This is a genomic window from Solirubrobacter soli DSM 22325 (assembly GCF_000423665.1).
In the GTDB taxonomy this organism is placed as follows: domain Bacteria; phylum Actinomycetota; class Thermoleophilia; order Solirubrobacterales; family Solirubrobacteraceae; genus Solirubrobacter; species Solirubrobacter soli.
Map to the genome: position 1 here is coordinate 71,781 of NZ_AUIK01000033.1, position 26,711 is coordinate 98,491.

28 protein-coding genes are annotated in these 26,711 nt (G+C 71.6%); 18 read left to right on the forward strand and 10 right to left on the reverse strand.

The genetic code is table 11. From position 1 onward, the window contains the following. The first annotated feature begins 201 nt into the window (after nucleotides 1-201). Genes G569_RS0125790 through G569_RS51565 form a run of 3 tightly spaced genes read left to right on the forward strand, consistent with a single transcriptional unit; the run spans nucleotide 202 to nucleotide 3,036 of the window. Nucleotides 202-948 (forward strand): DUF2334 domain-containing protein, encoded by a 747-nt coding sequence (locus tag G569_RS0125790; protein WP_028065576.1) that lies wholly within the window; start codon nucleotides 202-204, stop codon nucleotides 946-948. Further along, entirely contained in the window at nucleotides 945-2,198 is a 1,254-nt protein-coding gene (locus tag G569_RS0125795; protein WP_157592312.1) for an amylo-alpha-1,6-glucosidase, read from the forward strand. The genes G569_RS0125790 and G569_RS0125795 overlap by 4 nt, the downstream gene beginning before the upstream one ends. Then, nucleotides 2,155-3,036 carry a hypothetical protein gene (locus tag G569_RS51565; RefSeq protein WP_053226982.1) on the forward strand — a complete coding sequence of 294 codons (882 nt, stop codon included), beginning with the start codon at nucleotides 2,155-2,157 and terminating at the stop codon, nucleotides 3,034-3,036. The genes G569_RS0125795 and G569_RS51565 overlap by 44 nt, the downstream gene beginning before the upstream one ends. On the opposite strand, the gene G569_RS51570 is transcribed toward G569_RS51565, so the two are convergent. Both G569_RS51570 and G569_RS0125810 read right to left on the reverse strand, forming a co-directional pair. Continuing rightward, complete coding sequence (locus G569_RS51570) at nucleotides 2,989-5,298, reverse strand: SpoIIE family protein phosphatase (RefSeq protein WP_053226983.1); 2,310 nt, start codon at nucleotides 5,296-5,298, stop codon at nucleotides 2,989-2,991. The two genes, G569_RS51565 and G569_RS51570, sit on opposite strands and share 48 nt — an antisense overlap. 13 nt (nucleotides 5,299-5,311) lie before the next feature. Next, on the reverse strand, nucleotides 5,312-5,848 hold the full coding sequence (locus G569_RS0125810; RefSeq protein WP_028065578.1) for a hypothetical protein: 537 nt from the start codon (nucleotides 5,846-5,848) through the stop codon (nucleotides 5,312-5,314). Between the two features lie 20 nt (nucleotides 5,849-5,868). Here G569_RS0125810 and G569_RS51575 point away from each other — a divergent pair, with 20 nt between their 5' ends. From G569_RS51575 to G569_RS0125830, 4 genes are all read left to right on the forward strand, one after another. After that, a complete protein-coding gene (locus G569_RS51575; RefSeq protein ID WP_053226984.1) occupies nucleotides 5,869-6,669 on the forward strand; it encodes a methyltransferase domain-containing protein in 801 nt (266 codons plus the stop codon). Next, the gene (locus G569_RS0125820) at nucleotides 6,666-7,559 is read left to right on the forward strand and encodes a homogentisate phytyltransferase (RefSeq protein ID WP_037499109.1); all 894 of its coding nucleotides are present in this window, start codon (nucleotides 6,666-6,668) and stop codon (nucleotides 7,557-7,559) included. The genes G569_RS51575 and G569_RS0125820 overlap by 4 nt, the downstream gene beginning before the upstream one ends. A 488-nt stretch (nucleotides 7,560-8,047) precedes the next feature. After that, nucleotides 8,048-9,145, forward strand: coding sequence for a transaldolase (gene tal, locus G569_RS0125825; RefSeq protein WP_028065580.1), 1,098 nt, complete (start codon nucleotides 8,048-8,050; stop codon nucleotides 9,143-9,145). Nucleotides 9,146-9,148: 3 nt separating this feature from the next. Next, nucleotides 9,149-10,987, forward strand: a complete 1,839-nt coding sequence (locus tag G569_RS0125830) for a transketolase (protein WP_028065581.1) — start codon at nucleotides 9,149-9,151, stop codon at nucleotides 10,985-10,987. 464 nt (nucleotides 10,988-11,451) lie between these two features. Here G569_RS0125830 and G569_RS0125835 read toward each other — a convergent pair whose 3' ends face one another. Both G569_RS0125835 and G569_RS51580 read right to left on the reverse strand, forming a co-directional pair. Continuing rightward, a complete protein-coding gene (locus G569_RS0125835; protein WP_028065582.1) occupies nucleotides 11,452-11,922 on the reverse strand; it encodes a hypothetical protein in 471 nt (156 codons plus the stop codon). Beyond that, nucleotides 11,922-12,326, reverse strand: a complete 405-nt coding sequence (locus G569_RS51580; protein ID WP_053226985.1) for a hypothetical protein — start codon at nucleotides 12,324-12,326, stop codon at nucleotides 11,922-11,924. The genes G569_RS0125835 and G569_RS51580 overlap by 1 nt, the downstream gene beginning before the upstream one ends. A 43-nt stretch (nucleotides 12,327-12,369) precedes the next feature. On the opposite strand from G569_RS51580, the gene G569_RS0125845 reads away from it, so the two are divergent. Next, nucleotides 12,370-13,293 carry a helix-turn-helix transcriptional regulator gene (locus G569_RS0125845; RefSeq protein WP_028065583.1) on the forward strand — a complete coding sequence of 308 codons (924 nt, stop codon included), beginning with the start codon at nucleotides 12,370-12,372 and terminating at the stop codon, nucleotides 13,291-13,293. A 91-nt stretch (nucleotides 13,294-13,384) separates the two neighbouring features. On the opposite strand, the gene G569_RS51585 is transcribed toward G569_RS0125845, so the two are convergent. Then, nucleotides 13,385-14,821 carry a DHA2 family efflux MFS transporter permease subunit gene (locus G569_RS51585; RefSeq protein WP_053226986.1) on the reverse strand — a complete coding sequence of 479 codons (1,437 nt, stop codon included), beginning with the start codon at nucleotides 14,819-14,821 and terminating at the stop codon, nucleotides 13,385-13,387. Between the two features lie 49 nt (nucleotides 14,822-14,870). Between G569_RS51585 and G569_RS0125860 the strand changes: the two genes are divergently transcribed. Further along, nucleotides 14,871-15,332 carry a winged helix-turn-helix transcriptional regulator gene (locus tag G569_RS0125860; protein ID WP_028065584.1) on the forward strand — a complete coding sequence of 154 codons (462 nt, stop codon included), beginning with the start codon at nucleotides 14,871-14,873 and terminating at the stop codon, nucleotides 15,330-15,332. Here G569_RS0125860 and G569_RS51590 read toward each other — a convergent pair. Both G569_RS51590 and ligD (G569_RS0125870) read right to left on the reverse strand, forming a co-directional pair. After that, the gene (locus G569_RS51590) at nucleotides 15,274-16,617 is read right to left on the reverse strand and encodes an NAD(P)/FAD-dependent oxidoreductase (RefSeq protein ID WP_084285562.1); all 1,344 of its coding nucleotides are present in this window, start codon (nucleotides 16,615-16,617) and stop codon (nucleotides 15,274-15,276) included. The genes G569_RS0125860 and G569_RS51590 overlap by 59 nt on opposite strands. Continuing rightward, nucleotides 16,617-17,519, reverse strand: coding sequence for a non-homologous end-joining DNA ligase (ligD, locus tag G569_RS0125870; RefSeq protein ID WP_053226988.1), 903 nt, complete (start codon nucleotides 17,517-17,519; stop codon nucleotides 16,617-16,619). Before ligD (G569_RS0125870) ends, G569_RS51590 begins: the two co-directional genes overlap by 1 nt. A gap of 158 nt (nucleotides 17,520-17,677) precedes the next feature. Between ligD (G569_RS0125870) and G569_RS64045 the strand changes: the two genes are divergently transcribed. The 4 genes from G569_RS64045 to G569_RS62990 are packed head-to-tail and all read left to right on the forward strand — an operon-like array spanning nucleotide 17,678 to nucleotide 19,443. After that, on the forward strand, nucleotides 17,678-18,010 hold the full coding sequence (locus tag G569_RS64045) for an STAS domain-containing protein (protein WP_053226989.1): 333 nt from the start codon (nucleotides 17,678-17,680) through the stop codon (nucleotides 18,008-18,010). A 14-nt stretch (nucleotides 18,011-18,024) separates the two neighbouring features. Then, entirely contained in the window at nucleotides 18,025-18,447 is a 423-nt protein-coding gene (locus tag G569_RS0125880; protein ID WP_028065586.1) for a Na-translocating system protein MpsC family protein, read from the forward strand. Between the two features lie 31 nt (nucleotides 18,448-18,478). Then, nucleotides 18,479-19,276 carry a SigB/SigF/SigG family RNA polymerase sigma factor gene (locus tag G569_RS51600; RefSeq protein ID WP_084285564.1) on the forward strand — a complete coding sequence of 266 codons (798 nt, stop codon included), beginning with the start codon at nucleotides 18,479-18,481 and terminating at the stop codon, nucleotides 19,274-19,276. Further along, on the forward strand, nucleotides 19,273-19,443 hold the full coding sequence (locus tag G569_RS62990; protein WP_157592314.1) for a hypothetical protein: 171 nt from the start codon (nucleotides 19,273-19,275) through the stop codon (nucleotides 19,441-19,443). The genes G569_RS51600 and G569_RS62990 overlap by 4 nt, the downstream gene beginning before the upstream one ends. A gap of 6 nt (nucleotides 19,444-19,449) precedes the next feature. Here the strand turns inward: G569_RS62990 and G569_RS51605 are convergent, their stop codons facing one another. After that, on the reverse strand, nucleotides 19,450-20,496 hold the full coding sequence (locus G569_RS51605; RefSeq protein WP_053226991.1) for a DNA topoisomerase IB: 1,047 nt from the start codon (nucleotides 20,494-20,496) through the stop codon (nucleotides 19,450-19,452). 43 nt (nucleotides 20,497-20,539) lie between these two features. Here G569_RS51605 and G569_RS51610 point away from each other — a divergent pair, with 43 nt between their 5' ends. Further along, nucleotides 20,540-20,857 carry an STAS domain-containing protein gene (locus tag G569_RS51610; RefSeq protein WP_037499114.1) on the forward strand — a complete coding sequence of 106 codons (318 nt, stop codon included), beginning with the start codon at nucleotides 20,540-20,542 and terminating at the stop codon, nucleotides 20,855-20,857. Here G569_RS51610 and ku read toward each other — a convergent pair. After that, nucleotides 20,854-21,687, reverse strand: a complete 834-nt coding sequence (ku, locus tag G569_RS0125905) for a non-homologous end joining protein Ku (RefSeq protein ID WP_028065587.1) — start codon at nucleotides 21,685-21,687, stop codon at nucleotides 20,854-20,856. The genes G569_RS51610 and ku overlap by 4 nt on opposite strands. Nucleotides 21,688-21,725: 38 nt before the next feature. Beyond that, the gene (gene ligD / locus G569_RS0125910) at nucleotides 21,726-23,156 is read right to left on the reverse strand and encodes a non-homologous end-joining DNA ligase (protein ID WP_028065588.1); all 1,431 of its coding nucleotides are present in this window, start codon (nucleotides 23,154-23,156) and stop codon (nucleotides 21,726-21,728) included. A gap of 52 nt (nucleotides 23,157-23,208) precedes the next feature. Here ligD (G569_RS0125910) and G569_RS0125915 point away from each other — a divergent pair, with 52 nt between their 5' ends. The 4 genes from G569_RS0125915 to G569_RS0125930 all read left to right on the forward strand — a co-directional run bounded on the left by G569_RS0125915 (nucleotide 23,209) and on the right by G569_RS0125930 (nucleotide 26,663). Next, on the forward strand, nucleotides 23,209-23,583 hold the full coding sequence (locus tag G569_RS0125915) for an STAS domain-containing protein (protein ID WP_064750451.1): 375 nt from the start codon (nucleotides 23,209-23,211) through the stop codon (nucleotides 23,581-23,583). Nucleotides 23,584-23,650: 67 nt separating this feature from the next. After that, nucleotides 23,651-24,139 carry an ATP-binding protein gene (locus G569_RS0125920; RefSeq protein WP_028065590.1) on the forward strand — a complete coding sequence of 163 codons (489 nt, stop codon included), beginning with the start codon at nucleotides 23,651-23,653 and terminating at the stop codon, nucleotides 24,137-24,139. A 105-nt stretch (nucleotides 24,140-24,244) separates the two neighbouring features. Then, nucleotides 24,245-26,188 (forward strand): hypothetical protein, encoded by a 1,944-nt coding sequence (locus G569_RS51615; protein WP_053226994.1) that lies wholly within the window; start codon nucleotides 24,245-24,247, stop codon nucleotides 26,186-26,188. A gap of 1 nt (nucleotide 26,189) precedes the next feature. Then, nucleotides 26,190-26,663: a hypothetical protein gene (locus G569_RS0125930; protein ID WP_157592315.1), complete on the forward strand. Its 474-nt coding sequence runs from the start codon at nucleotides 26,190-26,192 to the stop codon at nucleotides 26,661-26,663. The last annotated feature ends 48 nt before the right edge of the window (nucleotides 26,664-26,711 follow it).

Sequence of the window (26,711 nt, forward strand, 5' to 3'; positions counted from 1 at the left end):
CACGCGCGACGCCGCGCCGCCTGCACCTGGCGCCCGCCCGGCGCCGCGGGGCCGCGAGGCGCCGCCGGCCGCCCGTGCGCGGCGCGGCGACCCGCCCGCCGGGGCGGTGTCGCGCCGCGACGCGTTTCCCTCCGGCCCGTCCCCGCGGGGAGCGGAGCTCGCGCCCGTCGTCCGCGCCGCGCGGCGGTTGGAGCGGGAACGATGACCGCGCTGTTGCCGCGGCCGCCCGCCCCGCCGCTCCGGCACGAGAACGGCGTGCTGGCGGTGGCGATCCACGACGTCGAGCCCGCGACGTTCACGCGCTGCGCGCTGATCCGCGACTGGCTCGACGACCTCGGGGTCGGGCGGGTGACGCTGCTGGTGATCCCCGCGCCGCAGCTGCACCCGTTCCCCGCCCGCTCGCCGGAGCTCGCGAACTGGCTGCTGGACCGCGTCGACGCGGGGGACGCCGTCGCCCAGCACGGGCTGCAGCACCGGCGGACGCGGCCGCCGTCGCGCCTGCAGCGGCCGCTGCGGGAGTTCCAGGGCGGCGTCTCCGCCGAGTACCCCGGGCTGGACGCCGACGCGACCATCGCTTCCGTGGACGCCGGCCACAACGTCCTCACCGGCGCCGGGCTGAACCCGCGCGGGTTCGTCGCCCCCGGCTACGCCTACACGAGCGCGCTGCGCGAGCACCTGGCGACGCGCTTCGACTGGTGGGCGACGCTGCTCTCACTGCGCGGGAACGCCCGCGCCGGGGCGCCCGCGCTGACCCTCGGCACGAGCAGCAGCTTCAAGCGCGCGACCTCGCCCGCGTTCGTGCGCGCCGGCGCGGCGCTGTCGGGCAAGGTGCTGCGGTTGGACCTGCACCCGGCCGACTTCGATCACCCCCGCCACGTGCTCGCGCTGGAGCGGGTGCTGCAGCGCGCGCGGGGGCGCGTCGCCGTCACGTACGACGACTTGTGTTGAACGGCCCGGCGGAGGCCGTATTGCGCGCCAACTGGCGCCAGGGCACCCGCCGGGACGGCACCCCGTTCGCGTTCACCTGCCCGTCCCCGCGCCGCTACAAGCACCAGTGGTACTGGGACAGCTGCTTCCACGCGATCGCCTGGACGCACATCGACCGCGCCCGCGCCAAGGAGGAGCTGCGGACGCTGCTCAGAGCCGGGCGCCCCGACGGCTTCATCCCCCACACCGCGTTCTGGCAGGCCTCGCCGCGCTGGCGTCGCGCCCCGCTCTACGCGACCCTCAACTTCCGCGGCGACACCGGCACGGCCTCGATCCAGACGCCGCTGCTGGCCGTCGCGTGGGAGCGGGTCGCACACGGCGACGACGCGTTCAGGCAAGAGGGCCTGGAGCCGCTGAAGGCCCACGCCCGCTGGCTGATCGAGGAGCGCGACCCCGACGACGACGGGCTGATCACGATCCTGCTGCCCGACGAGTCCGGCCTCGACGACTCCCCCAAGTACGACGCCGTCTACGGCTCACTGGCGCACTACAAGCCGGGGTACGCACGGCTCGTCCAGCGCTGCCGGCGCGCTCGCTGGAACGCCGCCGCCCTCACGCGCACCAGCGACGAGCACGTCGAGGACGTGCTGGTCAACGTCGCCCACGCGCTCTCGCTCAGAGCCCTGCACCGCATGTCCGGCGAGCCGGAGTGGGCCGAGCACGCCGCCCGCACCGAGCAGGCGTTGATGGAGCGCTGCTGGGATGCCGAGCGCGGTCTGTTCTTCGACCTCGCCGGCCGCGACGAGCATCGCGTCGAGGTCTCGACCTGGTCGAGCCTGGCACCGCTCGCGCTCGACGCCGTCCCCCGCGAGGTGCGCGAGCGGCTGGCGAACGAGCACCTCCTCAACCCCCGCCGCTACCTCGCGCGCTTCGGCGTCCCCAGCGTCTCCATGGAGGAGCCGAGCTTCCGCCCTGGCTTCAACGCCTACCGCACGTGGCGCGGCGCCGCGTGGGTGAACACGGCCTGGTTCATGGTCGGCGGCCTGCGCGCGCTGGGCGCGCACGACGAGGCCGACCGCCTCGCCCAGGGCGTCGCCGACGCGGCCGCTCGATCGGGCTTGCGCGAGTACTACCACCCGCGCACCGGCTCCGGCCACGGCGAGCAGCGCTTCGGCTGGTCGACGCTCCTGCTCGACCTCCCCGCGGGGTTCTCCGTACCGTGGCCGCGTGCATCTGCTTCGCCGGACCGGGGCCGACCTCCCGTTCGCTGACCTGCGGCGCGCGCACGGGACCGCGTTCGAGGGCTACTACTGGCGCTTCGCCGGCGCCGGCTGGAGCGTCTGCGCGATCGCGGGCGTGTGCCGGGACGAGCACGGCACCTGGGCGATGGTCACGCTCGCCTCCGAGCCGGACGGCTTCGAGGAGACGCGGATCGTCGAGCGCGCGAGCGTCTCCTTCGACCGCCTGCGCGTCGATGCCGGTCCGCTCCAGGCCGACGAGAGCGCCCTGACGGTCGAGCTCGGGCGAACGCTCCACGCCCGCTTCGAAGCCCGCCGTGGCTGGCCGCGCCCGCTCGGCCCGCTCGGCATCGCCCACGTGGTCCCGTGGCTCGGCCAGTACTGGGCGCCGCACCTGCTCGACGCGCGCGTCACCGGCGCGTACGACAATCGCCCGCTCGACGGCACGCAGGTCTACGCGGAGAAGAACTGGGGCGCCGCGTTCGCCGACCACTGGTGGTGGGGCCAGGGCCCCGGGATCGCGTTCGCGGGCGGGCGCATCCACGGCATCGCGCCCACGGCGGTCGTCGCCTGGACCGACCGCGAGACGATCGCGCTGGCGCCGCCGTTCGCCCGTACCGTCGCCCGCGCGGGCGGCGGCGAGTGGCACATCCGCGCGACCTCGCCGCGCTACCGCGTCGACATCCGCGGCGAGGCGGGCGGCGGACACCGCCTCCCCGTCCCGCTCCCGCGCGAACGGCGGCTCGAGCTGCGCTCCAACCACCACCTCACCGGCCACGTCGAGGCGCGCGTGTGGCGCGGGCGGCGCCTGTGGCTGCGGACCTCAGGCCTCGCCGGGCTCGAGGACGGCGCGGTGGTTCATCACCAGTAGGGCGATGTCGTCCTCGCCACCCTCGGCGCGACCGACCGCATGCAGCACGTGGTCGCACACCGCCTCCGGCGGCAGCTTGACTTCGCGCAGGGCGTCGCGCAGCCGCTCGAGGCCGACGTCGATCGAGCGCGTCCGGTCCTCGATCAGCCCGTCCGTGTAGAAGACGACGGTCGCGCCCGGGGGGATGTCGAACAGGTGGCGCTCGTAGGCGGTGACGCCGGCGCCGAGCGGCGGTCCGGGGGCGGCGTCGACGAACACGGGGGCGGCGTCGAGCGGCGCGATCAGCGGCGGCAGATGCCCGGCGAGCGCGAACGTCAGCCGGCGCGGAATCGGGTCGTAGATCCCCACCATCACGGTCGCCAGCGGCAGGTCCAGCAGCGCCGTCGCGCGGGTGGAGATGTGCGCCAGGACACGGTCGGGCGGGTCGCCGTCGTAGGCGTACGCGGTCAGCACCGCCCGCAGCTGCCCCATCCGGGCGGCGGCCTGCGGGCCGTGGCCCATGACGTCGCCGATCATCAGCAGCAGGCGGCCGTCGTCGAGCGGGTGACCGAGGTAGAAGTCACCGCCGACGTCCTGCCCGCCGACGCCTGGCAGATAGCGCGCCGCGAGCTCGATCCCCGGCAGCTGCGGCAGCGCCGTCGGCAGCAGCGAGCGCTGCAAGGTGAGGGCGAGCCGGCGCTCGGACCCGAACAGCTCGGCGTTGTCCAGCGCCACGCCGGCGCGGGCCGCGAGCTCGACCAGCACGCGCCGGTCGAGCGCGCTCTCGGCGGCGCCGATCACGACCGCCGCCCCCAGCGTGCGCCCGCGCGAGATCAAGGGCAGCGCCATCGCGGGCGCCTGTTCGAGGCCGGCGGGAGCGTCGACGAGCTCCCCGAGGACGCCGGTCCGCGTGCCGAACCGGTCGACCACCAGCTCCTCGCCGGCAAGCGCAGCGAGCCCCCTGGAGTGTTCGTCGTCCTGGTGCACGGCCTGCACGATCCGGAACGCGCCGTTGTCGTCGAGCGCCACGACGAGCCCCTCGCCGAACCCGTTGAGGACGACGTCGCCGAGGATCCCGAGCAGCTCGTCGACGTCCAGCGAGCCCGCCAGCCTCGCGCCCGCGGCGCTGAGGATCTGCAGGCGCCCGGTCGCCGCGCCGGTCTGCTCGAGCGCCGCCTCGCGCTCCTGCTCGGCGCGAACGCGCGAGGTGATGTCGTGGAAGTAGACGCTGATGCCGTCGTCCGAGGGCGTGACCCGGACGTCGAAGTGCGTGTCCAGCGGCGCGTAGAACTGCTCGAAGCTGCGCGGCTCTCCGGTCGCCATCGCGCCGCGGAAGTGGACGTCGGACTCGGTCCCGTCGAGGTCGTCGTAGACCTCCCAGATGACCTGGCCGACGAGGTCCGAGCGGCCGAGGATCCGCTCCGCGGCGGCGTTGGCGTAGGTGAAGCGCCACTCGCGGTCGATCGTGAAGAACGCCGTGCTCATCGTCTCGAGCACGCGGCCGAGGCGCTCGGCGCCGCTGCGGACATCGGTGATGTCGTAGGCCGCGCCGAGCATCCGCACCGGGCGGCCGTCGGGATCGGCCAGCACGCGGCCACGCGCGGCGACCCAGCGGACGGTGCCGTCGGGGTGCACGACCCGGTAGTCGGCCTCGTAGTCGCCACGCGACTCGACCGCGCGGGATATCGCCGCCTCGGTCTTCGCCCGGTCGTCCGGGTGCAGGCGCACCGAGAACGAGTCGATGTGCGGGACGTAGGTCTCCGGCTCGTAGCCGAAGAGCTCCATCAGCCGGTCGTCCCAGTGCAGCGCGTCGGTGACGAGGTTCCAGTCGAAGCTGCCGACGCCCGCCGCGGCGAAGCCGAGGTCGAGGCGGACGATGCTCGACTCGAGCTCGGCGGCGAGCGCGCCGCGCTCGAGCTCGGCCGCCACGGTTCCCGCGAGCTCGCGCAGCGTCTCGGTGTCGTGGTGCGTCCACTCGCGCGGCTCCGCCGCCTGGACGGTGAGGAGGCCGACGCGGTCGCCGGCGACGTCGATCGGAGCGGAGAGGAACGTGGGCCGTGCGACAGGCTCGGCGAACGCCTCCAGCAACAGCGCGTCGGTGACCGGCGAACCCGGTGTGACGAGCACGGGCACATCCGCGACCAGGGCGATCTGCGCGTGGGCGGCGTTGAGGAGCCTCGCGCTGAGCGCGGCGAGGCGCTCCAGCGTTTCCCTGCGTGCCTGGGCGAGCAGGCGGCGCGCCGCCTCGATCCGCCGGGGGTCGTCCAGCCGCGCGCGCACCATCCCGGGGGGGATTCTAAGGGTCCGTCCGCGCCCGCCGGACCGCCAACTCGAGCGGTTCAGCTCCGACCAGGCGCTCGAACGGGCCGAGCACCGTCCAGATCGCCTTCAGGCGCAGGCGGGCGGTGGCGTCGACAGGGTCCACCCGGGCTTCGGAGACGAGCCGCGACCCGCCGTTCTCGGTCGGCTCCGCGTGGTGGGCGAAGGCGACCCGCACCGTCCCGGGCTCGCTCCAGTGCGCGAACGCGTCGGCGTCCTCGAGCCGCGGGTAGTCGCGGGCGGGCGTCCAGATCTTCCCGCACAGTCCGGAGATGAGCGTGTCCTCTGTCTCTTCGAGGACGGTGAAGGGGTAGGCCCGGAACATCTCGTGGTAGGTCTGCGAAGCGTGGAGGCCAGGAATGCGCCAGCTGACGAGCTTGCCCAGGCGGCGCGTGTCGGCCAGGCGGATCGTCGTCGCGGCGTCCCACAGCGCGGTGCGCGGGACCTGCGCCTCACGGCGGTGATAGGTCCGGACGCTGTAGTCCGGCAGCCAGTGGTCCAGCGCCTCGCTCACCCCCGTATCGTGCCCGAGCCATGCGTCTGATCCAGCACAAGCGCGAGGCGTATTGGTTCTACCGCTTCCTCTCACTCGGCTATGACCGGTGGGTCAACCCGCTGTTCTGGACGCCCGCGATGCGCGAGCTGGCGCTCGATCACGGCTCGTTGTCCCGCGGCCAGACCGTCCTGGACGCGGGCGCGGGGACGGGCTTCACGACCGAGGGGATCGTGGCGCGCGTGGAGGCCTCGGCGGTGACGATGCTCGACCAGTCGCCGCACCAGCTGGCCCGGTCGCGCACCAAGCCCGCGCTGGCGGACTGCCCGCGGGTCCTGGGGGACGCGGAGAACCTGCCGTTCGCGGACGACACGTTCGACCGTTACGTCTCGGCCGGGTCGATCGAGTACTGGCCGGACCCGCAGCGCGGCATCGCCGAGGCCTACCGCGTGGTGCGCGTGGGCGCGACCGCGCTCATGATCGGCCCGGTGCGGCCGGCGAACCGCGTCGCCCGCGCGCTGGCGGAGACCTGGATGCTCTTTCCGTCGGTGGACGAGTACCGCGGCTGGATGGCGGCGGCCGGGTTCGAGGACATCCGCGTCGTCGAGCTCGCCCCGTCCTGGTACCGCGACCGCCGAGGGCCGTACGCGCTCGCGATCAGCGGCGTCAAGCCCCGCCCGGGCCCATCACCCGCGCCGCCCCCGGCGCCCGCCGAGCCGCCGCCGTCGCGGGTGCGGTTCGCGCTCCGCTTCGTCGCCGGATCCTTGGCGGGCGCCCTGTTCATCCCGATCGCGGTCGCGCTGACGCTGCGCGATCGCGTCGCGGCGAGGCGAGCCGCGTGACGATCGCGGCCGCAATCACCCGCGCGAACCCCTTCGGGGTGTTGTGGCGGTTCGCGCGGCCGCACACGATCATCGGCACGACGCTCTCGGTCGTCGGGCTGTGGGCGATCTCCGAGAACGCGCGCGGCGTGGGCGACCTCGCCGCCACGCTGCTGGTCGGGTTGATGGTCAACATCGCGATCGTCGGGGTCAACCAGATCACCGACGTCGAGATCGATCGCATCAACAAGCCGTTCCTGCCGATCGCGGCCGGCGATCTCTCGCTGGGGTCGGCGCGGACGATCGTGCTCGTGTGCACGGTCGTGCCGCTCGTGCTCGCGCTCACGCAGGGGTGGGTGGAGACGGCCGCGGTCGCGACGGGCCTCGCGGTCGGGGCGGTCTACTCGCTGCCGCCGCTGCGGTTGAAGCGCTTCCCGGTCGCCGCGTCGCTGTGCATCACGGGGGTGCGCTCGCTCGTCGTCAATCTCGGGGTCTATTGGCACTTCGCGGGGCGGATCGACGCGCCGGTGTGGGCGCTGTGCCTGTTCGTGCTGCCGTTCAGCTTCGCGATCGCGGTGCTCAAGGACGTGCCCGACATCGAGGGCGACCGCGCGTACAGCATCCGCACCTTCACGGTGCGACTGGGCGGGCAGCGGGTCTTCCAGATCGGGCTCGCGGCGCTCGCGCTCGCCTACGCGGGGATGATCTTCGTCGCCCCGTTCGCGCTGGCGAATGACGCACAGCCCGTGGTTCTCGTCGTCGGCCACCTTGCCGCCGCCGGGCTGCTCTGGTACTTCTCACGGGCAGCGGATCCGCGCGACCGCGAGGGCTTCACGCGCTTCTACATGCGCGTCTGGGCGCTCTTTTTTCTGGAGTACCTCATCGTCCCTATCGCCTGCCTTTCAGGCTGAGCGTTGTTGGACGTCAGGTCGGAAACAAAGCCTCACGGTTGGCCCCGGAGGCGTGGACAACCTTGCACGCGAGAGGTAGGTTTGTCGGCAATGTCGATTGCCTCTTCGAGGGATCAGCAACCTCGCACGTCCGCGACCCCGGTGACCCCCACCAAGCGCTTCTCGCGGCCGTCCGAGCCGAACACCATCACCGCTTCCCAGGCGCGCGCCGCACGGCGACGGGAGGCGAGGCGTGACGAGCAAGCCGTAGCCGCCTGGCTGCGGGAAATCTCCGCCAGACCGCGTTAGCCAAGCGGGACGTCGCCCGCGCCGCGACGTCCCCGCTTTCCCACCCGCGCCCGCCACCCCAGGCGGCGCGTCGCCGCGCCGCGCCGCCGCGTCTCGCCCCGCCCGCCGCGCGTCCTCATGAGCGGCTTCACCACCTGTTAGCCCGGGGTCTCACCGGGGGAGTGTCATCGTGTGAGGTACTCCCCCGAAAGGACTCCTATATGACTCCCCTGAAGCAGCTCGCCGACCATGGCCAGAGCGTCTGGATCGACTTCCTGTCGCGGCGCTTCGTCAAGGACGGTGACCTGAAGGGTCTCGTCGGCCAGGGCGTCGTGGGTGTGACGTCCAACCCGACCATCTTCCAGGGCGCGATCGCCGAGGGCGACGCCTATGACGAGCAGATCCGCGAGCTGAGCGCCGAGCTCTCCGATCCCAAGGAGATCTTCTGGCGGCTCGCCGTGGACGACATCCGCGACGCGTGCGACATCCTGCGCCCCGTCTACGACGAGGGCGAGGGCAAGGACGGCTACGTCTCGCTCGAGGTCGACCCGGACCTCGCCCACGACACCGACAAGACGAAGTCCGAGGCGATCCGCCTGCACGGGCTCGTCGACCGCCCGAACCTCTTCATCAAGATCCCCGCGACCGTCGAGGGCCTGCAGGCGATCGAGGACACCATCGCCGCCGGCATCCCGGTCAACGTCACGCTGATCTTCTCGCTCGAGCGCCACCGCAAGGTCGCCGAGGCCTACGTCCGCGGTGTGCAGCGCTTCGTCGACGGCGGCGGCGACCCGTCCCGGCTCGCCTCCGTCGCCTCGTTCTTCGTCTCGCGCGTCGACACCGAGGCCGACAAGCGCCTCAAGGCGATCGGCGGCCACGACGAGCTGCTCGGCAAGCTCGCGATCGCCAACGCCAAGCTCGCCTACCAGACCTACCGCGAGGTCTTCATGACGCCGGAGTGGGAGGCGCTGGAGGCCAAGGGCGCGTCCAAGCAGCGCTGCCTGTGGGCGTCCACCGGCGTCAAGAACCCGGACTACAAGGACACCGTGTACGTCGAGGAACTGGTCGGCCCCGACACGGTCAACACGATGCCGCGCGACCTCGTCGAGGCCGTAGCCGACCACGGGGACATCCGCGGTGACACGCTGCTGGAGAACCCTGAGGAGGCGAGCCGCATCCTCGACGCGTTCGAGAGCGCCGGCGTCAAGTACGACGACGTCGTCGCGACGCTCGAGCGCGAGGGGGTGGAGAAGTTCTCCAAGTCCTTCGCCGACCTGATCGAGGGGCTCGAGTCCAAGCTCAAGCTCGTGGCGGCGTAGGTCATGGCTCACGACGCCGACTTCCGGCGCGAGCTCGGGCAGCAGCTGCGGGTGGACTCCGTCCGCTCGTCGGCCGCCGCCGGCTCGGGCCACCCCACCTCCTCGATGTCCGCCGCCGACCTGATGGCCGTGCTGCTCGACGGGCACCTGCGGCTGGACTACAGCGATCCGGGCAATCCGGGGAACGACCACCTGATCTTCTCCAAGGGCCACGCGTCGCCGCTGTACTACAGCGTTTTGAAGGCCGTGGGCGCGATCGATGACGCGGAGCTGTTGACGTTCCGCAAGCTCGGCTCGCGGCTCGAGGGTCACCCGACACCGCGGATCCCGCCGACCGACGTCGCCACCGGCTCGCTCGGCCAGGGGCTGCCGATCGGGGTCGGCGTGGCCATGGCCGGCCGCTCGCTGGACCAGCTGCCCTACCGCGTGTGGGTGCTGTGCGGCGACTCCGAGATGGCCGAGGGCTCGATGTGGGAGGCCTTCCAGCACGCCGGCTGGGAGAAGCTCGACAACATCACCGCGATCATCGACGTCAACCGGCTCGGCCAGACGCGCGAGACGATGCTCGGCTGGGACCTCGACGGCTACGTTCGCCGGATCGAGTCCTTCGGCTGGAAGGCGATCGCGATCGACGGCCACGACGTCGAGGCGATCGAGGCCGCCTACACCGAGGCCGAGAACACCGTCGGCCAGCCCGTGGCGATCGTCGCCCGGACCAAGAAGGGCAAGGGCGTCGCGGCGGTCGAGGACCAGCCCGGCAAGCACGGCAAGCCTTTGGACGACCCCGAGGGAGCGATCGCGGAGCTCGGCGGCGAGCGGTCGTTGTCCGTGGACGTCGCCCGCCCGTCGACCGCCGCGGCGCACACGTTCCCGACGAGCGGCGGCTCGCTGCCGGCGTACGGGCTGGGCGACGAGGTCGCCACCCGCAAGGCGTACGGCGAGTCGATCGCCGCGTTGGGCTCGCTGCGCGGCGACGTGGTCGCTCTGGACGGCGAGGTCTCGAACTCGACCCACTCCGAGGACTTCCGCGAGGCCCACCCGGACCGCTACTTCGAGATGTTCATCGCCGAGCAGCAGCTCGTCGCCGCCGCCGTCGGCATGCAGGTCCGTGGCTGGACGCCGTTCGTGTCCACCTTCGCGGCCTTCCTCTCGCGCGCCTACGACTTCGTCCGCATGGCCGCGATCTCCCGCGCCAAGCTCGTACTGAGCGGCTCGCACGCCGGCGTCTCGATCGGCGAGGACGGCCCGTCGCAGATGGCGCTGGAGGACATGGCCTCCCTGCGCGCGATCCACGGCTCCGTCGTCCTGCACCCCAGCGACGCGCAGCAGACCGCTCAGCTCGTCGCCGCCGTCGCCGACCACGACGGCATCTCGTTCATCCGCACCCTGCGCGCCAAGACCCCGGTCCGCACCGGGAGCGACGAGGCCGTCCGGATCGGCGGCTCGCGCATCGCCGTCGACGACGGCACCGACGTCGCGATCGTCGCCTGCGGCATCACCCTCGACGAGGCCGTCAAGGCCGCCGAGCGCCTCGCCGCCGACGGCATCCGAGCCCGCGTCGTCGACGCGTACTCGATCAAGCCGATCGACGCCGACACCATCGCCGCGGCCGCCCGCGACTGCGGCGCGATCGTCACCGTCGAGGACCACGCCCCCGAGGGCGGCCTCGGCGACGCCGTGCTGGACGCCCTCGCCACCAGCGACGCCCACGCCCACGTCGTCAAACTGGCCGTCCGCGAGATCCCGGGCTCCGGCACCCCCGAGGAACTCCTGCACGGCGCAAAGATCGACGCCGACGCGATCGCCGACGCCGCGTCGAAGCTCGTCGCCGCCCCGGCCTGACCGCCCGGCGAAGGGTGACCCCCGCTGGTTTCGCCACACGAAACCCCCGAGGGTCACCCCCGGGCGGGCGCGCCGCCCGGCCGGGACGAGCCGCGCGGCCGGCACGAGCCGCCCGGGCGAGACGAGCCGCGCGGCCGGGACAAGCCGTGCGGCCGGGACAAGCCGCGCGGCGGGCACGAGCCGCCCGGGCGGGACGAGCCGCGCGGCGGGCACGAGCCGCCCGGGCGGGACGAGCCGCGCGGCGGGCACGAGCCGCCCGGGCGGGACAAGCCGCGCCGCCCGGACGCGCCAGGCGGCCGGCACGATCCGCGCGGCCGGGACAAGCCGCGCGGCCGGCACGAGCCGCCCGGGCGAGACGAGCCGCGCGGCCGGGACGAGCCGCCCGGGCGAGACGAGCCGCGCGGCCGGCACGAGCCGCGCCGCCGCGCCCCGTGGACGGGCGCGCCGCATGGGGCCCAGGGCGGTCAGGGGGCGGTGCGGGTGAGGAGCATGGTCCAGTTGCGTTTCCACGTGGCGCCTTCGTCGAACGAGAAGGACTGGTCCCAGCGGGCGGAGGTGGGCGTGATGTCCGACCAGTCGAAGCGCATGCGCAGGGGGACGCCGTCCAGCACGTCGTCAGTTTCGAAGCGGGCGTTGGAGCCGTCGTCCGAGAAGCGGCCTTCGACCGGTGGGTCGAGTCGGCCGGGGCGGGCAGTGGAGGACCACCAGATGCGCCAGAGGTCCTCCTCGGGCGAATACAACCGGAGCGAGAAGCCCTCGTAGCCGTCGCCCACGAAGTGGTCGTGGTTGCCGTAGCCGTCGAGCATCGCGAAGGCGGTGGAGACGGAGGGGAACTCCTCCCACTCGGCACAGTCCGGGTCGAGCATGTCGACGAGGCGGCGGTTGGCGATCTCCCAGCGGCCGGGGAGGAAGTCGAAGTCGTGGACGCTGCTCATCAGACCGCCACCGGCTCGAGCGCACGCGACAGGTACCCCTCCAGGTCGCCGTCGACGAGGACGTCGGAGAGCCAGGCGCGGCGCTCGAAGTCGATCACCTCGAGCTCCCACACGCAGGCCATGGCGGTGTCGGTCAACGCGACCAGGTCCGATGCGGACGCCAACGGGAGCGGGGCCGCGTAGGCGCGGCGGTGGACCTCGTTCTCCTCCGCCCACCAGTAGACGAGGGCCATCGCCGCCGACTTGCCCTCGTGGGCGATCGTGAAGCCGGGCACGCCGGGCTCGGCCAGATCGCGGCACGCGGCAACCAACACGTCGCCCACCGGGCCGCCGGCGGCGATCGCGTAGTGCTTGGTCTGATCGGAGCGCCCGAGGAAGCTGATCTGTCTTGGGGAGTACGCCATGCCGGACACGCTACGACCAAAACAGGGCATATTCTGTCCTCAAATGGCGAAGACCGATCGCGTGCTGAGGCTCCTCGAACTCCTGCAGGACCGCCCCACCGCCACCGGGCCGGAGCTGGCCAACGAGTTGCAGGTGGACACGCGGACGCTGAGACGGGATGTCGTCGCCCTCCGCGACCTCGGCATCCCCGTCGAGGGCGAGCGCGGCCGCGGCGGCAGCTACCGCATCAAGCCCGGCTACCGCGTCCCGCCGCTGATGTTCACCCCCAAGGAGGCCGCCGCCGTCACGCTCGGCCTGATGGCGGCCAAGCGCCTCGGCATCGAGACCGACAGCGCGCTCACGAAGGTCCGCCGCGTCCTCCCCGACCGCCTCAAGGCGCCGGTCGAGTCGCTGGAGAGCACCCTGGGATTCACCGGCCGCATCGACGCCGAGCCGCCCGACGGCGAGACGCTCCTGGCGCTCGCCGACGCGGCCAGGAGCGCCCGCAAGGTACGCGTCCGCTACACGGACTCCCAGGGCGAGACCAGCGAGCGCGAACTCACGCCCTGGGGCGTCGTCGCCCACAACGGCCGCTGGTACGTCGCCGCGTTCGACCACGCACGGCACGATCCGCGGACGATCCGGGCGGACCGGGCGACACACCCGCAACCGGCCGGCAAGGGCGCACCCCCACCCCCCGGCTTCGACGCCACCGACTTCGTCAGCCGGTCACTCGCGAGCGTCCCCTGGCAGCACGGCGTCGAGGTCCTGCTGCACACCGACCACGAGCGTGCGCTCCAGCGCTTCCCGCCCACGCTGGCCAACCTTGAACCCACGCCCGAAGGCACCGTGCTCAGAATGCGCGCGGACTCGCTCGACTGGGCGGCCGGCCTGCTCGCCGGCGCCGGGTGCGACTTCACGATCCGCCACCCGCCCGAGCTCAGACACAGCGTCAGGCGACTGGCACACAGGCTCAACGCCGCTTAGACGTCGTCCTCCTCGGGCACCTCTTCCATGGCGTGCACCGTGCAGAGGAAGGGACCGCCCTCCTCGCGCGCGTCCTTGATCTCCTGGCTGGTCAACTTCGCGCCGCAGACGGCGCACGTTCGGGCGATGGTGTCGTCGAGGGTGCGCTCTTCGAGGTCCATGACGGGACGGTACCGCGAACGCGCCGCAATGACAGCCCGATCAGACCCGCTGTCGCACCTGTGACCGCCATCAACCAGTAGGCGCGATGGAATTCGTCCAGACCGGGCGTCGAACCCACCAGCGCGATCAGCACCGAGATGCCCAGGACGGCGCCCAATTGCCGGAAACAGGTGGAGATCGCCGAGCCCGTCGCGAAGCGCGCCGGCGGCATCTCGGAGACCGCCGCGGCACTCCACCCCGCGAAGGACAGGCCCACCCCGGTGCCCGTCAACAACGTCGCCGGCAGGAAGTGCGTCACATAGGCGGGCGAAGCATCCAGACCCACGGCGAAGAGCAACGCGCCCAGCGCGAACACGAACCCACCCGGCAGCGCCGACACCCGCGACCCGTAGCGGTCGATCATCCGCCCCGCCAACGCGCTGGACGTCGCCGCCATCAACGGCCCCGGCGTCACCGCGAAGCCCGCCTTCAACGTCGAGTAGCCCCACACCGACGTCAGGAACAGGATGTTCGCCAGCAGCACCGCGTAGAAGCCCATCGCGAACACGCCCACGCCCGCGCACGCCGTCGCGAACGAGCGCACGCGGAACAGCGCGAGGTCGAGCACCGGATGCGGGTGCACGACCGACCGCCACACGAACAACGCCAAGAACAGCGCACCGGCCGCGAACGCGCCGACCACGCGCGCGCTCCCCCAGCCCCAATCCGGCGCCTCGACGATCCCCAGCGAGACCGCGCCCACGCCGCCCGCCAGCAACACGATCCCGAACGCGTCCGGCACCGCCCCGCGATCCGGGTCGCGGATCTCGCGCAGCAGCCGCCGCGCCGGCACCAGCGCGACAGCGCCCAGCACCAGGTTCACGAAGAACACGAGCCGCCAGTCCGTCCACTCGATCAACAGCCCGCCCAAGGACGGCCCCGTGGCCGCCGCGACACCGCCGACCGCTCCCCAGAGGGCGGTGGCGGTGGCGCGACGTTCAGGCGGGAACTCGGGCAGCAGCAGCCCGAGCGACGTGGGCACCAGCAGCGCCGCACCCGCGGCTTGGAACACCCGCGCGCCGATCAGCACCTCGACCGAAGGCGCCAGCCCGCACAGCGCCGAAGCCGCCAGGAACAGCGCCATGCCGACGAAGAAGATCCGCCGCCGCCCCACGAGGTCCGCCAACCGCCCCGCCGGCACCAGCAGCGCGGCGAAGACGATGTTGTAGGCGTTCAATACCCACGACAGCGACGCGACCGACGCAGAAGGAAACGCGCGCTCGATCGACGGGAACGCGACGTTGACGATCGTCACGTCGAGGAACGCCATGAAGACGGACACCCCGGTGACGAGCAGCACCTTCCAGCGCCGATCGAGTTGTTTCATGCAACGCACCCTACACGACAGCGTTTCATGACGCTACGCTCCACTGCACATGCTTGGACGGACCTACGACGGCCAGAACTGCTCGATCGCCAAGTCGCTGGAGCTGATCGGCGAGCGCTGGACGATGCTGATCGTGCGCGAGATCTTCCTCGGCAACCGTCGCTTCGACACGATCGCGGCCCGCCTGGACATCGCCCGCAACGTCCTCACCGCCCGCCTCACCCGCCTCGTCGAGGAGGGCGTGCTGACCAAGGTCCGCTACCAGGAGCGCCCGGAGCGCTTCGAGTACCGGCTGACCGAGAAGGGCATCGACCTGTGGCCGGTCGTCGTCGCCCTGCTGCAGTTCGGCGACGCGTACTACGCGCCCGACGGTCCGCCCGTGGTCCTCACCCACAAGGACTGCGGCGGCCAGGTCGACGCCCACCGCATCTGCGACACCTGCGGCCGGCGCCTCACGGCGCGGGACGTGAGGGGCGGTCCTGGCCCAGGCGCTCGACCCGTCGCCGCCTGAGCTCGAGGATCACCGACCGCGCGGTCGTCTCCGGCACCAGCGAGACGATCGAGATCAGCCGCTCGCGCCGCGATCCGCCGATCAGCGTGAACGCCCAGCGCCAGATCGCCTCGATCCGGTCCTCCCAGCGCGACAGGTAGGCGAGGTGGATGACGCCCCAGACGAAGTACGCGGGGAGACCGGTGAGCTGGCGCCTCCCCATGTCCACGACCGCCCGCCGGCGGCCGATCGTCGCCATCGAGCCCTTGTCCTTGTACTTGAACGGCCCAGGCGAAGCCGAGCCGCTCAGCCGCGCGGCGATGACGCGAGCCACGTGCTCGCCACCCTGGATCGCCCCCTGCGCGACGCCCGGCACGCCGTCCACGGCGGCGATGTCGCCCAGAGCGAAGACCTCCGGATGCCCCGGCACCGTCAGGTCGGGCTCGACGAGCACGCGCCCCGCCCGGTCGGTCTCGACGCCGAGCGCCGCCCCCAGCGGGGACGCCTTCACGCCCGCCGCCCAGATCACGGTCTTGGCGGTGATCCGCGCCGGCTCGCCCGCGATCTTGACGTCCAGCCCCTCGGGGTCGATCCCCACGGCCCGCACGCCGAGCCGCACGTCGATCCCCAGGAACTCGAGATCCTTCTGTGCCCGCGCGGAGAGCTTCTCCGGGAACGTCTTCAACACCCGCGCGTTGGAGTCCAGCAGCACGATCCGCGCCTGCGAGGTGTCGATCGACCGGTACTCGGAGGCCAGGATCCGCTGCCCCAGCTCGGCGACCTGTCCCGCCAGCTCGACGCCCGTCGGCCCGGCACCGACGATCGCGAACGTCATCCACGCCTCGCGTTCCTCCGGGGTCTCGGCGGCCTCGGCCAGCTCGAACGCGCCGAGGATCATCGACCGCAGCCGGTGCGCGTCGTCGACGGTCTTCATGCCGGGCGCCAGGACCGCCCAGTCGTCGCGCCCGAAGTAGGAGTGCGTCGCGCCCGCGGCGACGACCAGCGTGTCGTAGGGGACCTCGTACTCGTGCTCGCCGAACGCGCGCACCACGCGCCTCTCGAGGTCGAACCCGTCGACCTCGCTCAGCAGCACCCGCACGTTGGGATCGCGGCGGAAGATGCTGCGCAGCGCCGGCGAGATCTGCCCGCCCGAGAGCACCCCTGTCGCCACCTGGTAGAGCATCGGCTGGAACAGGAAGTGGTTCGTGCGGTCGATCAGCGTGATGTCGACCTCCGGCACGTCCGCCAGCCGGCGCACGGTGCGAACCCCGGCGAACCCGCCGCCCACCACCACGACCCGGTGCATCAGCGCGGAAGCTCCTGCTCCAACGTCTGCACGGGCGCGAACAGATCGCCCATCTCGGCCACGCGCGAAAGCACCTGGTCTGAAGTAAACGCCATCGCGTCGCCGTCTGCGATGTCGGACACCTCGTCCCACGAGATCGGCGTCGAGACCGTGGGCCGATCGAGCGCCCGCAGCGAGTAGACGTTGACCGTCGTCTTGTGGCGGTCGTTCTGGCTCCAGTCCACGAACACCTTCCCGGCGCGCTTGGTCTTGTTCATGTCGATGAGGACATTCTCGGGGTCGCGCCGCGCGAGCAGGTGAGCGAGGCCCTTGGAGAACTCGCGCGTGTCCGCGTAGGTCACGAGCGTGTTCAGCGGCAAGTAGACCTGCATGCCCTTCGACCCCGAGGTCTTGGGGAACGCCTCGAGCTCCCAGAAGGCGAACGCCCGTTGCAGCTCCAAGGCCACGCGTGCGCACTCCACCACGGTCGCGGGCGGTCCGGGATCGAGGTCGAACGCGATCATCGTCGGGTGGTCCATCTCCGGCGCCCGCGCCATCGGCGTGTGCAGCTCGAGGTCCGCCAGATTGGCCAACCAGACCAGCGTCGCGAGGTCCTGGCAGAGGCAGTAGTCGATGTTGCCCTCGTTGCGGCCGGACCAGACCGACGCGGTCTGCACCCACGCGGGCGCGTGCGAGGGGCAGCGCTTCTCATAGAAGAACTTGTCCTCGACGCCGTTGGGGTAGCGCTTCAACGTCAGCGGCCGGTCGAGCAGGTGATCCAGCAGCACCGGAGCGATCCGCGTGTAGTAGTCGATCACCTGGCCCTTGGTGAACCCGGCGCGCGGGTAAAGGACCTTCTCCAGATTCGAGAGCGACAGGGTCCTGTCGCCGATTGCGACTTCCAGGCGCTTGGCGGGCGGCACCCCATGAACCTACCTACAGTCGGATAGAGTGCGCGGCTCGCAGGTCCGCGCTTCCGGGTTGGGAGCCGCGGGCGGGCGGAACTCCACGGGGACGGTCGAACGGCTCTGCTCAGGCAGGGCCGGTGGCAGGCTCCGGTGATCCCATCTACCGGAGTCCCGTGCCCGACAAGTTCCTACCACCCCCGTTCCGTGTCGATGTCGCCTATGACGGCGATGAGGCCCGCCTGAGCCCGGTCGGCGAGCTCGACATGAGCACCAGCGCGCACCTCGAGGCGGCCCTCGAGGACGCGTCACTGCCCGGGCGCCGCGTGGTCGTCGACCTGCGCGGGCTCGAGTTCATGGACTCGACCGGGCTGACGCTGCTGACCCGTTGGTCGCTGGCCGCTGAGCGCGACGGCTTCTCGCTCGCGCTGGTGCCCGGCAACGAGCGGATCCAGCGGTTGTTCGAGCTCACACGCCTCGTCACGCATTTCCAGTTCGTCTCGGGGTAGGACCACCCGAAGGTATGACTGACGATGCGCGTGATCTGATCGACGCCGCCGGCCTGACGGCGCCCGGGTCGCTCCGGGCCGCGTTGGCCAACGCGATGGTCGGCCTCAAGAAGCGGTACTACGGCCGCGGTCCGGAGGCCGCCAAGGCGTTCATCGAGGACGACTACATCTTCGTGGTGCTCGAGGGCGGGATGACCCGGAACGAGGAGACGCTGCTCGCCGCCGGCAAGGAGGATCTGGTCCGCCAGTACCGGCTGACGTTCCAGGATGTCGTCGGCCCGACGGCCACCGGCGCCGTCGAGGAGCTGACCGGACGCCGGGTGATCGGCTACCACAGCCAGGTCGTGTTCGACCCCTTCCGGGCGTTCGAGATCTTCGTCCTGGAGCCGGCCGGTGCCCTGTCTGGGAACGGACGAGGTCGCCCCGACGACGGCTGATTTCTGAGCCTCGGGGTACGGAACCCGTTTGATGGCTCAGTTTGCAAGCGCCGAGCGGCCGCGCTCGGCGGCACCGATCGACCGCGCGCGCCGACAGCGCGAGGACCAGCGCCTGATGCGCAAGGTCCAGACCGGAGACGACCGTGCCCGCGAGGAGCTGATCGAGCGCTACATGCCGCTCGCGCGTTCTCTTGCGCTGCGCTACCGGCGGGCGAGCGAGCCACTCGACGACCTCATCCAGGTGGCGTCGGTCGGGCTGGTCAAGGCCGTCGACCGCTGGGATCCCGAGCGCGGGCTCGCGTTCTCGTCCTACGCGGTGCCGACGATCCTCGGCGAGCTGCGCCGGTACTTCCGCGACTCGACGTGGGACGTGCGCCCCGCCCGCGACCTGCAGGAGCTCTGCCTGGCACTCGAGGACGCGCGCGAGGCCCTGTGGGCCGAGCTCGGCCGCCAGCCGACCGTCGCCGACCTCGCCGCGCGGCTCGAACGCCAGCCGGAGGAGATCGTCGAGGCGCTGCAGGCGACCGAGGGGCGCTCCGTGCGCTCACTCGACGCGCCGGTGCACGACGAGGAGAACGACTCGGCCTCGGCGGGCGACCTGATCGGCTCCGACGACGAGGAGTTCGCCCGCGTCGAGGCGGGCGTCACGCTCGAGCGACTGACCGGCATCCTCGACGACCGCGCCCGCGAGATCCTGCGGCTGCGCTTCGCGGAGGACCTGCTGCAGTCCGAGATCGCCGACCAAGTCGGCTGCTCGCAGATGCACGTGTCGCGGATCATCCGTTCCTCGCTGGAGAAGTTGTACGCCTACGGATCGGGAGCACCATGACCGTTCTTGAAGTCCCGCAACCCACTGAGCCGGCGACGCCGATCGTGCCGCCGGAGCCGGCCACGCCCGCCGTCCCCGACGACCCGGTCGTCCCCGCCGATCCGACGCCGGATCGCGAGACCCCGCCGCCGGACGACCCACCGCCGCCGAAGCCGGACGAAACCTGAAGAGGGTCAGACCCCGTTCAGGTTCGCCACGCCGGGCGCGTGCTCGCGCTCGTCGATCAGGTCCAGCACCGCGCGCTCGATCGCCGGATGCTGGGTGGGGAGCGAGCCGGGCTCGGCGGCGGCCTCGATCAGCTCGCGGTCGAGGACGAGACCGCCGCGGTAGGCGTCGAACACGCGTGGGTCGATGTAGGACGCGCGGCAGACCGCCGGCGTGTTCCCCAGGTAGTGGGCGGTCTCCTTGACCGCGCGGGTGATCGCGCGTTGGCGTGACGTCTTGGTGCCGAACGCCGGGCCTGAGACCGCGACGGCCAGCGCGGCGATCACGGTGGCGCTCCAGGTGCGGAAGTCCTTGGCCGAGAAGTCGCCGCCCGTCCGCTCCTTCAGGTAGTCGTTGATGTCGTCGGAACGCAGGTCGACCCAGCCCCGCCCGTCCTTGTAGGCGAGCAGCTCGGGCCCGCCGCCGCGGCGCCGCTTGAGCGAGCACACGACGTCCTGGGCGATCGGGTCGACGACGCCCTGGATGCGCCGTTGGCCGCTCTTGGCCGGGAAGTCGAAGACCATCTGGCCGTCCTCGACGCGCACGTGGCGCTTGCGCATCGTCGCCAGGCCGAAGGACTCCGTGTACGCCTCGGTGCCGATCCGGAAGAAGCCGCGATCGAGCAGCCGCACCGCGCAGGCCAGCACACGCTCGCGGGTGAGCGCGTCGGTCCCCGCCAGGTCGGCCTCGACCTGCTCGCGCAGCCGCGGCAGCGCCTTCGCGAAGCGGGTCATGTCCTCGAACTTCTCCGCATCGCGGCGGACGCGCCAGGCGTCGTGGTAGCGGTACTGCTTGCGCCCGGCGGCGTCGATCCCGGTCGCCTGCAGGTGGCCGTTGGGATCCGTGCAGATCCAGACGTCCTTCCAGGCGGGCGGGATGCCGAGGGCGCGGATCCGCTCGACCACGTCGGGCTCCGTGACCCGCTCGCCGCCCGCCTCGTAGTACGCGAACCCGCGGCCGGCGCGCCGGCGTGTGATCCCGGGTCCGGAGCAGTCGGCGCGACGCAGCCTCGTCATCACGTCACACTCCCCGCCGACGCAGCGGTTTAGGCTTCCGCGCGTGACGCGGTTCTCATTCCATACAACGGTCGACGGCGCCCGCGCCAACATCGTTGTGCGCGGTGAGCTGGACCTGCTCGCGACCTCCGAGTTCGAGCCCGAATTGGCCCGGCTCGCCGATGAACCGGGGCTCGACGAGGTCGCGCTCGACCTGCGCGAGCTGGACTTCATGGACTCCAGCGGACTGCGCGCCGTGCTGCAGGGCGCGCGGCTGCTGGGCGAGAACGACCGCCGCCTGATCCTCCTGCGCGGCCCCTCGCCCGTTCAGCGCGTCTTCGAGCTCACCCGGACTACCGAGCGGCTCGAGTTCATCGACTAGCCGACCTTCTCTTTTTCCTTGGCCGGGGTGCTCTTGCGCTTCGGCTTGTCCACCGCGGCCAGGCTCGCCTCCAGCGCGGCCATCAGGTCCGGCACCTTCGCGGGCGCGGGCGCCTCGGGCACGGTGGTGATCTCCTCGCCGGCCGCCTTGCGCTCGATCAGGTCGAGCACCTTCTCGCGGTACTCGTCCTTGTAGCGCTCGGGCTCGAAGGCACCCGACAGCGAGTCGATCAGCTGCTGGGCCATCGCCACCTCGCGGTCGGAGACCTTGAGCTCGTCGGCGTCGGGGAGGCCGTCCAGGTCTCCGGTGGAGACGACCTCGTCGGCGAAGATCATCGTCTCCATCATCAGCACCGACCCGTCGCGGGCCGGCCGGATCGCGACCAGTTGCTCCTTGGAGCGCAGGATCACGCGCGCGATCGCGACGCGGCCGGACTCCTGCATCGCGTTCAGCAGCAGCCCGTACGCCTTCGCGGCGCCCTTGTCCGGGACCAGGTAGTACGGGTGGTCGTAATAGACGGGGTCGATGTCGGCGAGGTCGACGAAGTCCTCGATGTCGATCGTGCGCGACTTCTCCGGCTCCAGCGCCTCGAGCTCATCCGGGTTGATCAGGACGTAGGAGTCCTTGGTCAGCTCGTAGCCCTTGACCAGGTTCTCGTAGGGAACCTCTTCGCCGGTCACGGAGTCCACGCGCTTCTGTGCGATCCGGCTCCCGGTCTCGCCGTTGAGCTGGTGGAACCGCACTGTTTTCTTGGAGACCGCGGAGTAGAGCTTGATGGGGACGTTGACGAGCCCGAACGAGATCGCTCCACTCCACATTGATCGCGCCATCCCCACATTCTGACGGACGGGGAGGACGAGGGCGCAATTTACGGTTCTTCCGGCGCGACGGCGTCCGCGGGGTCGAGGTCGTCGCGCAGGCCCTTGTAGACCGGGTGGCGCAAGGTGCCGATGTCGGTGATGTCCCCGTAGTCGACGCTCGCCACCAGGGTCGGCTCGATGAAGTGCGTCGCCTTCTCGGGCTGGGTGCCGGTGAACGGCGAGGTCTCGCGCGCGAGCGGGTCGACGATGCCCTGCAGGCGCTTGAGCTCGGCCTCGTTGAAGCCGGTTCCCACCTTGCCCGCGTACCGCAGCTCCCCGTCGTCGGTCATGAAGCCGATCACGAGCGCGCCGATCTTCCCGAGCCGTCCGCCGTCGCCGCCCACCCAGCCGCCGACGACGACGTCGGTGTTGCGGACGTTCTTGACCTTGACCCACCCCTGGGAGCGGCGGCCGGCGAGATAGGTGCCGTCCAGCCGCTTGGCGACGAGGCCCTCGAGCCCCTGCGCCCTGGTGGCTTCCAGCAGGCCGGGGCCATTGCCCGTGTGGTAGGCGGGAACCTGCCAGGTGGGGCCCGCGAGCTCGAGCTTGGCCAGGAGGGAGCGGCGCTGCTCGTAGGTCAGCTCCAGCAGCGAGTGGCCGTCGAGCCAGAGCAGGTCGAAGATCATGTACACGACGGGTTCGGAGGTCGAGAGCCGCCGGACCATCCCCTCGCTCGTCAAGTGCATGCGACGCTGCAGGCGCTGGAAGCTCGGCCGCCCATGCTCGTCGAGCGCGACGACCTCGCCGTCGAGGATCGCCTCGTGGGTGCCGAGCGCGCGGCCCAGCCCGCGCAGCTCCGGGTAGCGGGGGGTGATGTTGTTGCCGTTGCGGCTCTCCAGGCGCAGCCGGCCGCCGTCGGCGTAGCCGACCGCCCGCACCCCGTCCCACTTGATCTCGTACGCCCACTGGTCCCCCACCGGGAGCGTCTTGCCCGTGCGCGCCAACATCGGCGGGACCTTGTCCGGCAGCGGCGCCCGATCCGGGTCCTCCGGCGGGTCCATCCGGTGGATCATCCAGTTCTTGCCGCCGGTCTTGAACAGGACGTACTTGCCGCGCACGCGCTCGCCGTGGAAGGTGACCATCACCTCGGCGTCGCGCCATTTGTGGACCTCGAACGTGCCGCGGTCGAAGATCCGCATCGTGCCCGCGCCGTAGTGGCCGGCCGGGATCTCGCCATGGAAGTCCAGGTATTCGAGCGGGTGGTCCTCGGTCCGGACGGCGAGGTTGTTGCGCTTGGGGTCGGTCGGGATGCCCTTCGGGACGGCCCAGCTCGCGAGCGTGCCGTCGTGCTCGAGCCGCAGATCCCAGTGCATCGCGCGCGCCGAGTGCTCCTGCACGACGAAGCGCATTTCGGGCTCGCGCTCGGGGGCGTCTCCCGCCGGTTCCGGGGTTCCCTCGAAGTCGCGTTTGGCTCTATAGGCCTCGAGACCGTCGCCCATACCCGCCCACTGACGTTAGTTCACGGTGAAGGTGGGTATCGTGCACGCCCGTATGGACGCTAATCCAATCGTGCTGGACGAGAGCGTCGAGGACGTCGTCGTCGTCGTCGTAGAGGGAGAGCACGACATCTACACCGCGCCGACCCTGCGCGAGCGGCTCGAGGAGGCCCTCGGCCGCGGGGGCGGCATCGTCGTCGACCTGACGGCCGCGACCTTCGTGGATTCCTCGGTGCTCGGCGCGCTCCTGGACGCGCGGCGACGCGCGATCGAGGCCGGGCAGGGCTACGTGGTGTGCGTGGGCGACGCCGTCGAGCCTGGCGTTCAGCGCATCCTGGACATCACCGGCCTGGTCCCCGTCCTGCCGGTGCTGCAGGGTCGCGAGGAGGCCATCGCCGCCGCTCGCTCCACCAACGGCTCAGTCGAATGAGCCTGGCCAGCGGTCATCCCGGGTTCGGCCGCGGGTTTCAGGCGTCCCATTTCGGGGAGGGCGTCCGATGAGCGGCCCGGCGCCGGAGGTCCTTCTGACCATGCCGGCGCGGCCGGAGGGCGTCGGCGTGGTGCGCCAGGCGCTCGCCGGGATGGCGGACGCGCTGGACTTCGACGCCTCGGTCCTGGCGGACATGAAGATGGCCGTCACCGAGGCGTGCACGAACGTCGTGGTCCACGCCTATGACGAGGACGCGGGCATGCTCGAGGTCGAGATGCTCGCCGACGAGACGGGCCTGACGATCGTCGTGCGTGACCACGGCGCCGGCATCCAGCCGCGCCCCGCCCGCGCCGAGCCGCCCGCGCTGGGCCTCGGGCTGCCGCTGATCGCGGCGCTCTCGGACGCGTTCGAGCTCAAGGGCTCCGCCGGCCAGGGCACCGAGGTGCGGATGACCTTCTCCTACGCGCGCACGGGAGATCCCGCCCGCGCGAACCCGGTCACCGGGAACGTCGGCGCCGACGGCCGCTGGGATCCAGAGGCCGACGCGCCGGCCTGAGGCTCATCCGCCGCTCACGGTTCCGTAACACCTCCATCACCTAGCCCGGCGAGGTAGCCGTCAGGGTTCCGGACGTCTTTGTCGCGTCACGGAGGATGGTTGAAAATGAAGCGCAGCTTCGCCCTCGGTGTGACGCTCGTCGCGGGTCTGGCGGCGGGTGGAGTGGCCGTGGGGCAGATCGTGAGCGGGGTCCCGACACCGCAGCCGGCGAGCGGGCATCCGGCCGACGTGCTGGCGGGCGGGTACTCGATGACGCCGGTCGCGGCCGGTGCGAACCCGCTCGAGAACCCGAAGTTCATCTGGAAGACCTACGGCTATCTGGACGACAACGCCGACGCGCTCTCGCGGACGCGCACCGAGCCCGACCAGAACACGTACCTCGCCACCGCCGAGAACCCCGGCGGCCCGACGGCGGGCTACGACTACGGCCGCCACTTCCTGATCCAGGGCCACGAGAACGGCTCCAACAAGGCCTATCTGACCCGGATCAACCTCGACGTCACCGACCCGGCGCACCGGATCACGCTGCTCAACGATCCGGTCGACGCCACGACGACCGGGATCACGACGATCGACGGCTCGACGTATGACCCGTTCAACGGGCAACTGCTGTTCACGCAGGAGAACGGCAACGGCGGCGGCGTCGTCTCCACGCCGCTGAAGTGGGCGTCGACCGGCACCCCCGCCCTGACCAAGCTCGACGGCTCGATGGGCCGCGCCGGCTACGAGGGCGTCCACAACGACAAGCTCGGCAACGTCTACCTCGTCGAGGACACGGGCGGCTCCAACGTCGTCGACAACGGGACGCAGACGTTCGTCAAGCAGCCGAACTCGTTCATCTACCGCTTCGTGCCGACCTCACCGACCGACCTGGCGGCCGGCAAGCTGCAGGCGCTGCAGGTGTCGATCGACGGCGCGCCGTTCGTCTTCCATCCGGCCTCGCAGTCGCCGACCGCCGCGCGCGACGACGCGCTGGGCGAGCCGATCCGCCGCCTGCACTCCGGCGAGACGCTGACGGCCAAGTGGGTCACGATCCACGACACCGCCGTCGACGGAACGGCCGCGTTCGACGCCAACGCCGCCGCCAAGGCGAAGGGCGCGACCCCGCTCAAGCGCCCGGAGAACGGCAAGTTCGTGCCGGGGACCGACTTCAAGTCGTTCGTGATCACCGAGACCGGCGACACCGACGTCCGCGGCGGGGACTATCCCGGCGCGGCCGAGCGCGCCGCCTGGGGCGCGTTCCTGCGCATCGACATGCCCAGCGCGGGCTCCGACGACGCGACCGTCAAGGCGATCCTCGTCGGCGACAAGACCCACAACTCGTTCGACAACATCACGTTCCTCGACAAGAGCACGTTCCTGACGACCGAGGACCGCGGCGACACGCTGCACCAGCAGCTCAACACGCTCGACTCGGTGTGGTCGTTCGACATCACCAAGGCCGTGACCGCGATCAACGGCGACGGCCGGCGCCTGGTCGCGCTCGGCCGCGACCCGGAGGCCGAGGTCAAGGGCAACAACGAGCCCACCGGCATCTTCGTCTCCGACGGCGCCACCGACCAGGCCGGCCTGCTCGGCGCGGGCGACCCGGGCCGTCAGCAGGGCGTGCGGATGTTCCTGACCCAGCAGCACGGCCTCAACACGACGTACGAGATCACCCCTGGTCGCTCGAACGGCAACGTGGCCGTCGACGCGCCGGTGGGCGGGACGGTGCCGGCGACGTTGTCGCTGACGCTCGGCGCTCCGGCCTCGTTCGGCGCGTTCACCGCGGGCGTGGACAAGGACTACACCGCGTCCACGAGCGCCAACGTGATCAGCACCGCGGGCGACGCGGCGCTGAGCTCGTCGGACCCCGGCCATCTGATGAACGGGACGTTCGCGCTGCCGTCGCCGCTGGAGGTCAGCTTCTCGAAGTCGACCTGGACCGCGCCCGTCTCCAACGACGCCGTGACGATCGGCTTCAAGCAGCACATCGGGGCCGGTGACGCCCTGCGCACCGGCAGCTACTCCAAGACGCTGACGTTCACGCTGGCCACGACGAACCCCTGAGTTGCGGCGAGTCCTACTCCCGCTCGCGTTGATCCTCGTCGGCTGCGGCGGCGCCCATCACGGCGTCGCCGCGCCGCGGCCGGTCGCGCACGGGTACCTCGGCGCCGCCGAGCTGCAGCGCGACCTCGGCAACGGCTTCCGCGCCGGCCTCGACCGCCTGGCGGTGCTGGAGCAGCCGCGCGACGACGCCTCCGACCTCGGCCAGGAACGGCCGACCGGACTGCTGGACCGCGTGACCTGCGAGCAGGCGGGCGCCAAGCCGGTGAAGGCCGAGCCGTGGCCCTGGCGCTGCACCGTCCGCTGGCAGACCGCCGCCGGGCGGGCGAGGACGACCCGCTACGCCGTGCGGCTCTTCCCGACGCGGTGCTTCGCCGCCGGCGCAGACCCCGCGCTTCCGCCCCACCGCGACCCCACGATCGCGTCGTACTCCGAGCATCCGCTGAACACGGTCATCAGCGTCAAGAAGGGCTGCTGATGGCGCTGTGCGCCCTCGCGTCGCGCCGCCGCGGGCGGCAGACGGCCG

Excerpts from the sequence above, each read along its gene's own strand:
- G569_RS51570 (WP_053226983.1), bottom strand. The coding sequence starts at position 5,298 with ATGGTGCGCGCGCGGCTGGACGACCCCCGGCGGATCGAGGCGGCGCGC.
- ligD (WP_028065588.1), bottom strand. The coding sequence starts at position 23,156 with ATGGGCGACGGTCTCGAGGCCTATAGAGCCAAACGCGACTTCGAGGGA.
- G569_RS51605 (WP_053226991.1), bottom strand. The coding sequence starts at position 20,496 with ATGACGAGGCTGCGTCGCGCCGACTGCTCCGGACCCGGGATCACACGC.
- G569_RS51580 (WP_053226985.1), bottom strand. The coding sequence starts at position 12,326 with ATGGCGTACTCCCCAAGACAGATCAGCTTCCTCGGGCGCTCCGATCAG.
- tal (WP_028065580.1), top strand. The coding sequence starts at position 8,048 with ATGACTCCCCTGAAGCAGCTCGCCGACCATGGCCAGAGCGTCTGGATC.
- G569_RS51615 (WP_053226994.1), top strand. The coding sequence starts at position 24,245 with ATGAAGCGCAGCTTCGCCCTCGGTGTGACGCTCGTCGCGGGTCTGGCG.
- G569_RS51600 (WP_084285564.1), top strand. The coding sequence starts at position 18,479 with ATGGCTCAGTTTGCAAGCGCCGAGCGGCCGCGCTCGGCGGCACCGATC.
- G569_RS51590 (WP_084285562.1), bottom strand. The coding sequence starts at position 16,617 with ATGCACCGGGTCGTGGTGGTGGGCGGCGGGTTCGCCGGGGTTCGCACC.
- G569_RS51575 (WP_053226984.1), top strand. The coding sequence starts at position 5,869 with ATGCGTCTGATCCAGCACAAGCGCGAGGCGTATTGGTTCTACCGCTTC.
- G569_RS0125830 (WP_028065581.1), top strand. The coding sequence starts at position 9,149 with ATGGCTCACGACGCCGACTTCCGGCGCGAGCTCGGGCAGCAGCTGCGG.
- G569_RS0125915 (WP_064750451.1), top strand. The coding sequence starts at position 23,209 with ATGGACGCTAATCCAATCGTGCTGGACGAGAGCGTCGAGGACGTCGTC.
- G569_RS0125860 (WP_028065584.1), top strand. The coding sequence starts at position 14,871 with ATGCTTGGACGGACCTACGACGGCCAGAACTGCTCGATCGCCAAGTCG.
- G569_RS0125835 (WP_028065582.1), bottom strand. The coding sequence starts at position 11,922 with ATGAGCAGCGTCCACGACTTCGACTTCCTCCCCGGCCGCTGGGAGATC.
- G569_RS51585 (WP_053226986.1), bottom strand. The coding sequence starts at position 14,821 with ATGAAACAACTCGATCGGCGCTGGAAGGTGCTGCTCGTCACCGGGGTG.
- G569_RS0125845 (WP_028065583.1), top strand. The coding sequence starts at position 12,370 with ATGGCGAAGACCGATCGCGTGCTGAGGCTCCTCGAACTCCTGCAGGAC.
- G569_RS0125790 (WP_028065576.1), top strand. The coding sequence starts at position 202 with ATGACCGCGCTGTTGCCGCGGCCGCCCGCCCCGCCGCTCCGGCACGAG.
- G569_RS0125920 (WP_028065590.1), top strand. The coding sequence starts at position 23,651 with ATGAGCGGCCCGGCGCCGGAGGTCCTTCTGACCATGCCGGCGCGGCCG.
- G569_RS0125880 (WP_028065586.1), top strand. The coding sequence starts at position 18,025 with ATGACTGACGATGCGCGTGATCTGATCGACGCCGCCGGCCTGACGGCG.
- G569_RS62990 (WP_157592314.1), top strand. The coding sequence starts at position 19,273 with ATGACCGTTCTTGAAGTCCCGCAACCCACTGAGCCGGCGACGCCGATC.
- ku (WP_028065587.1), bottom strand. The coding sequence starts at position 21,687 with ATGGCGCGATCAATGTGGAGTGGAGCGATCTCGTTCGGGCTCGTCAAC.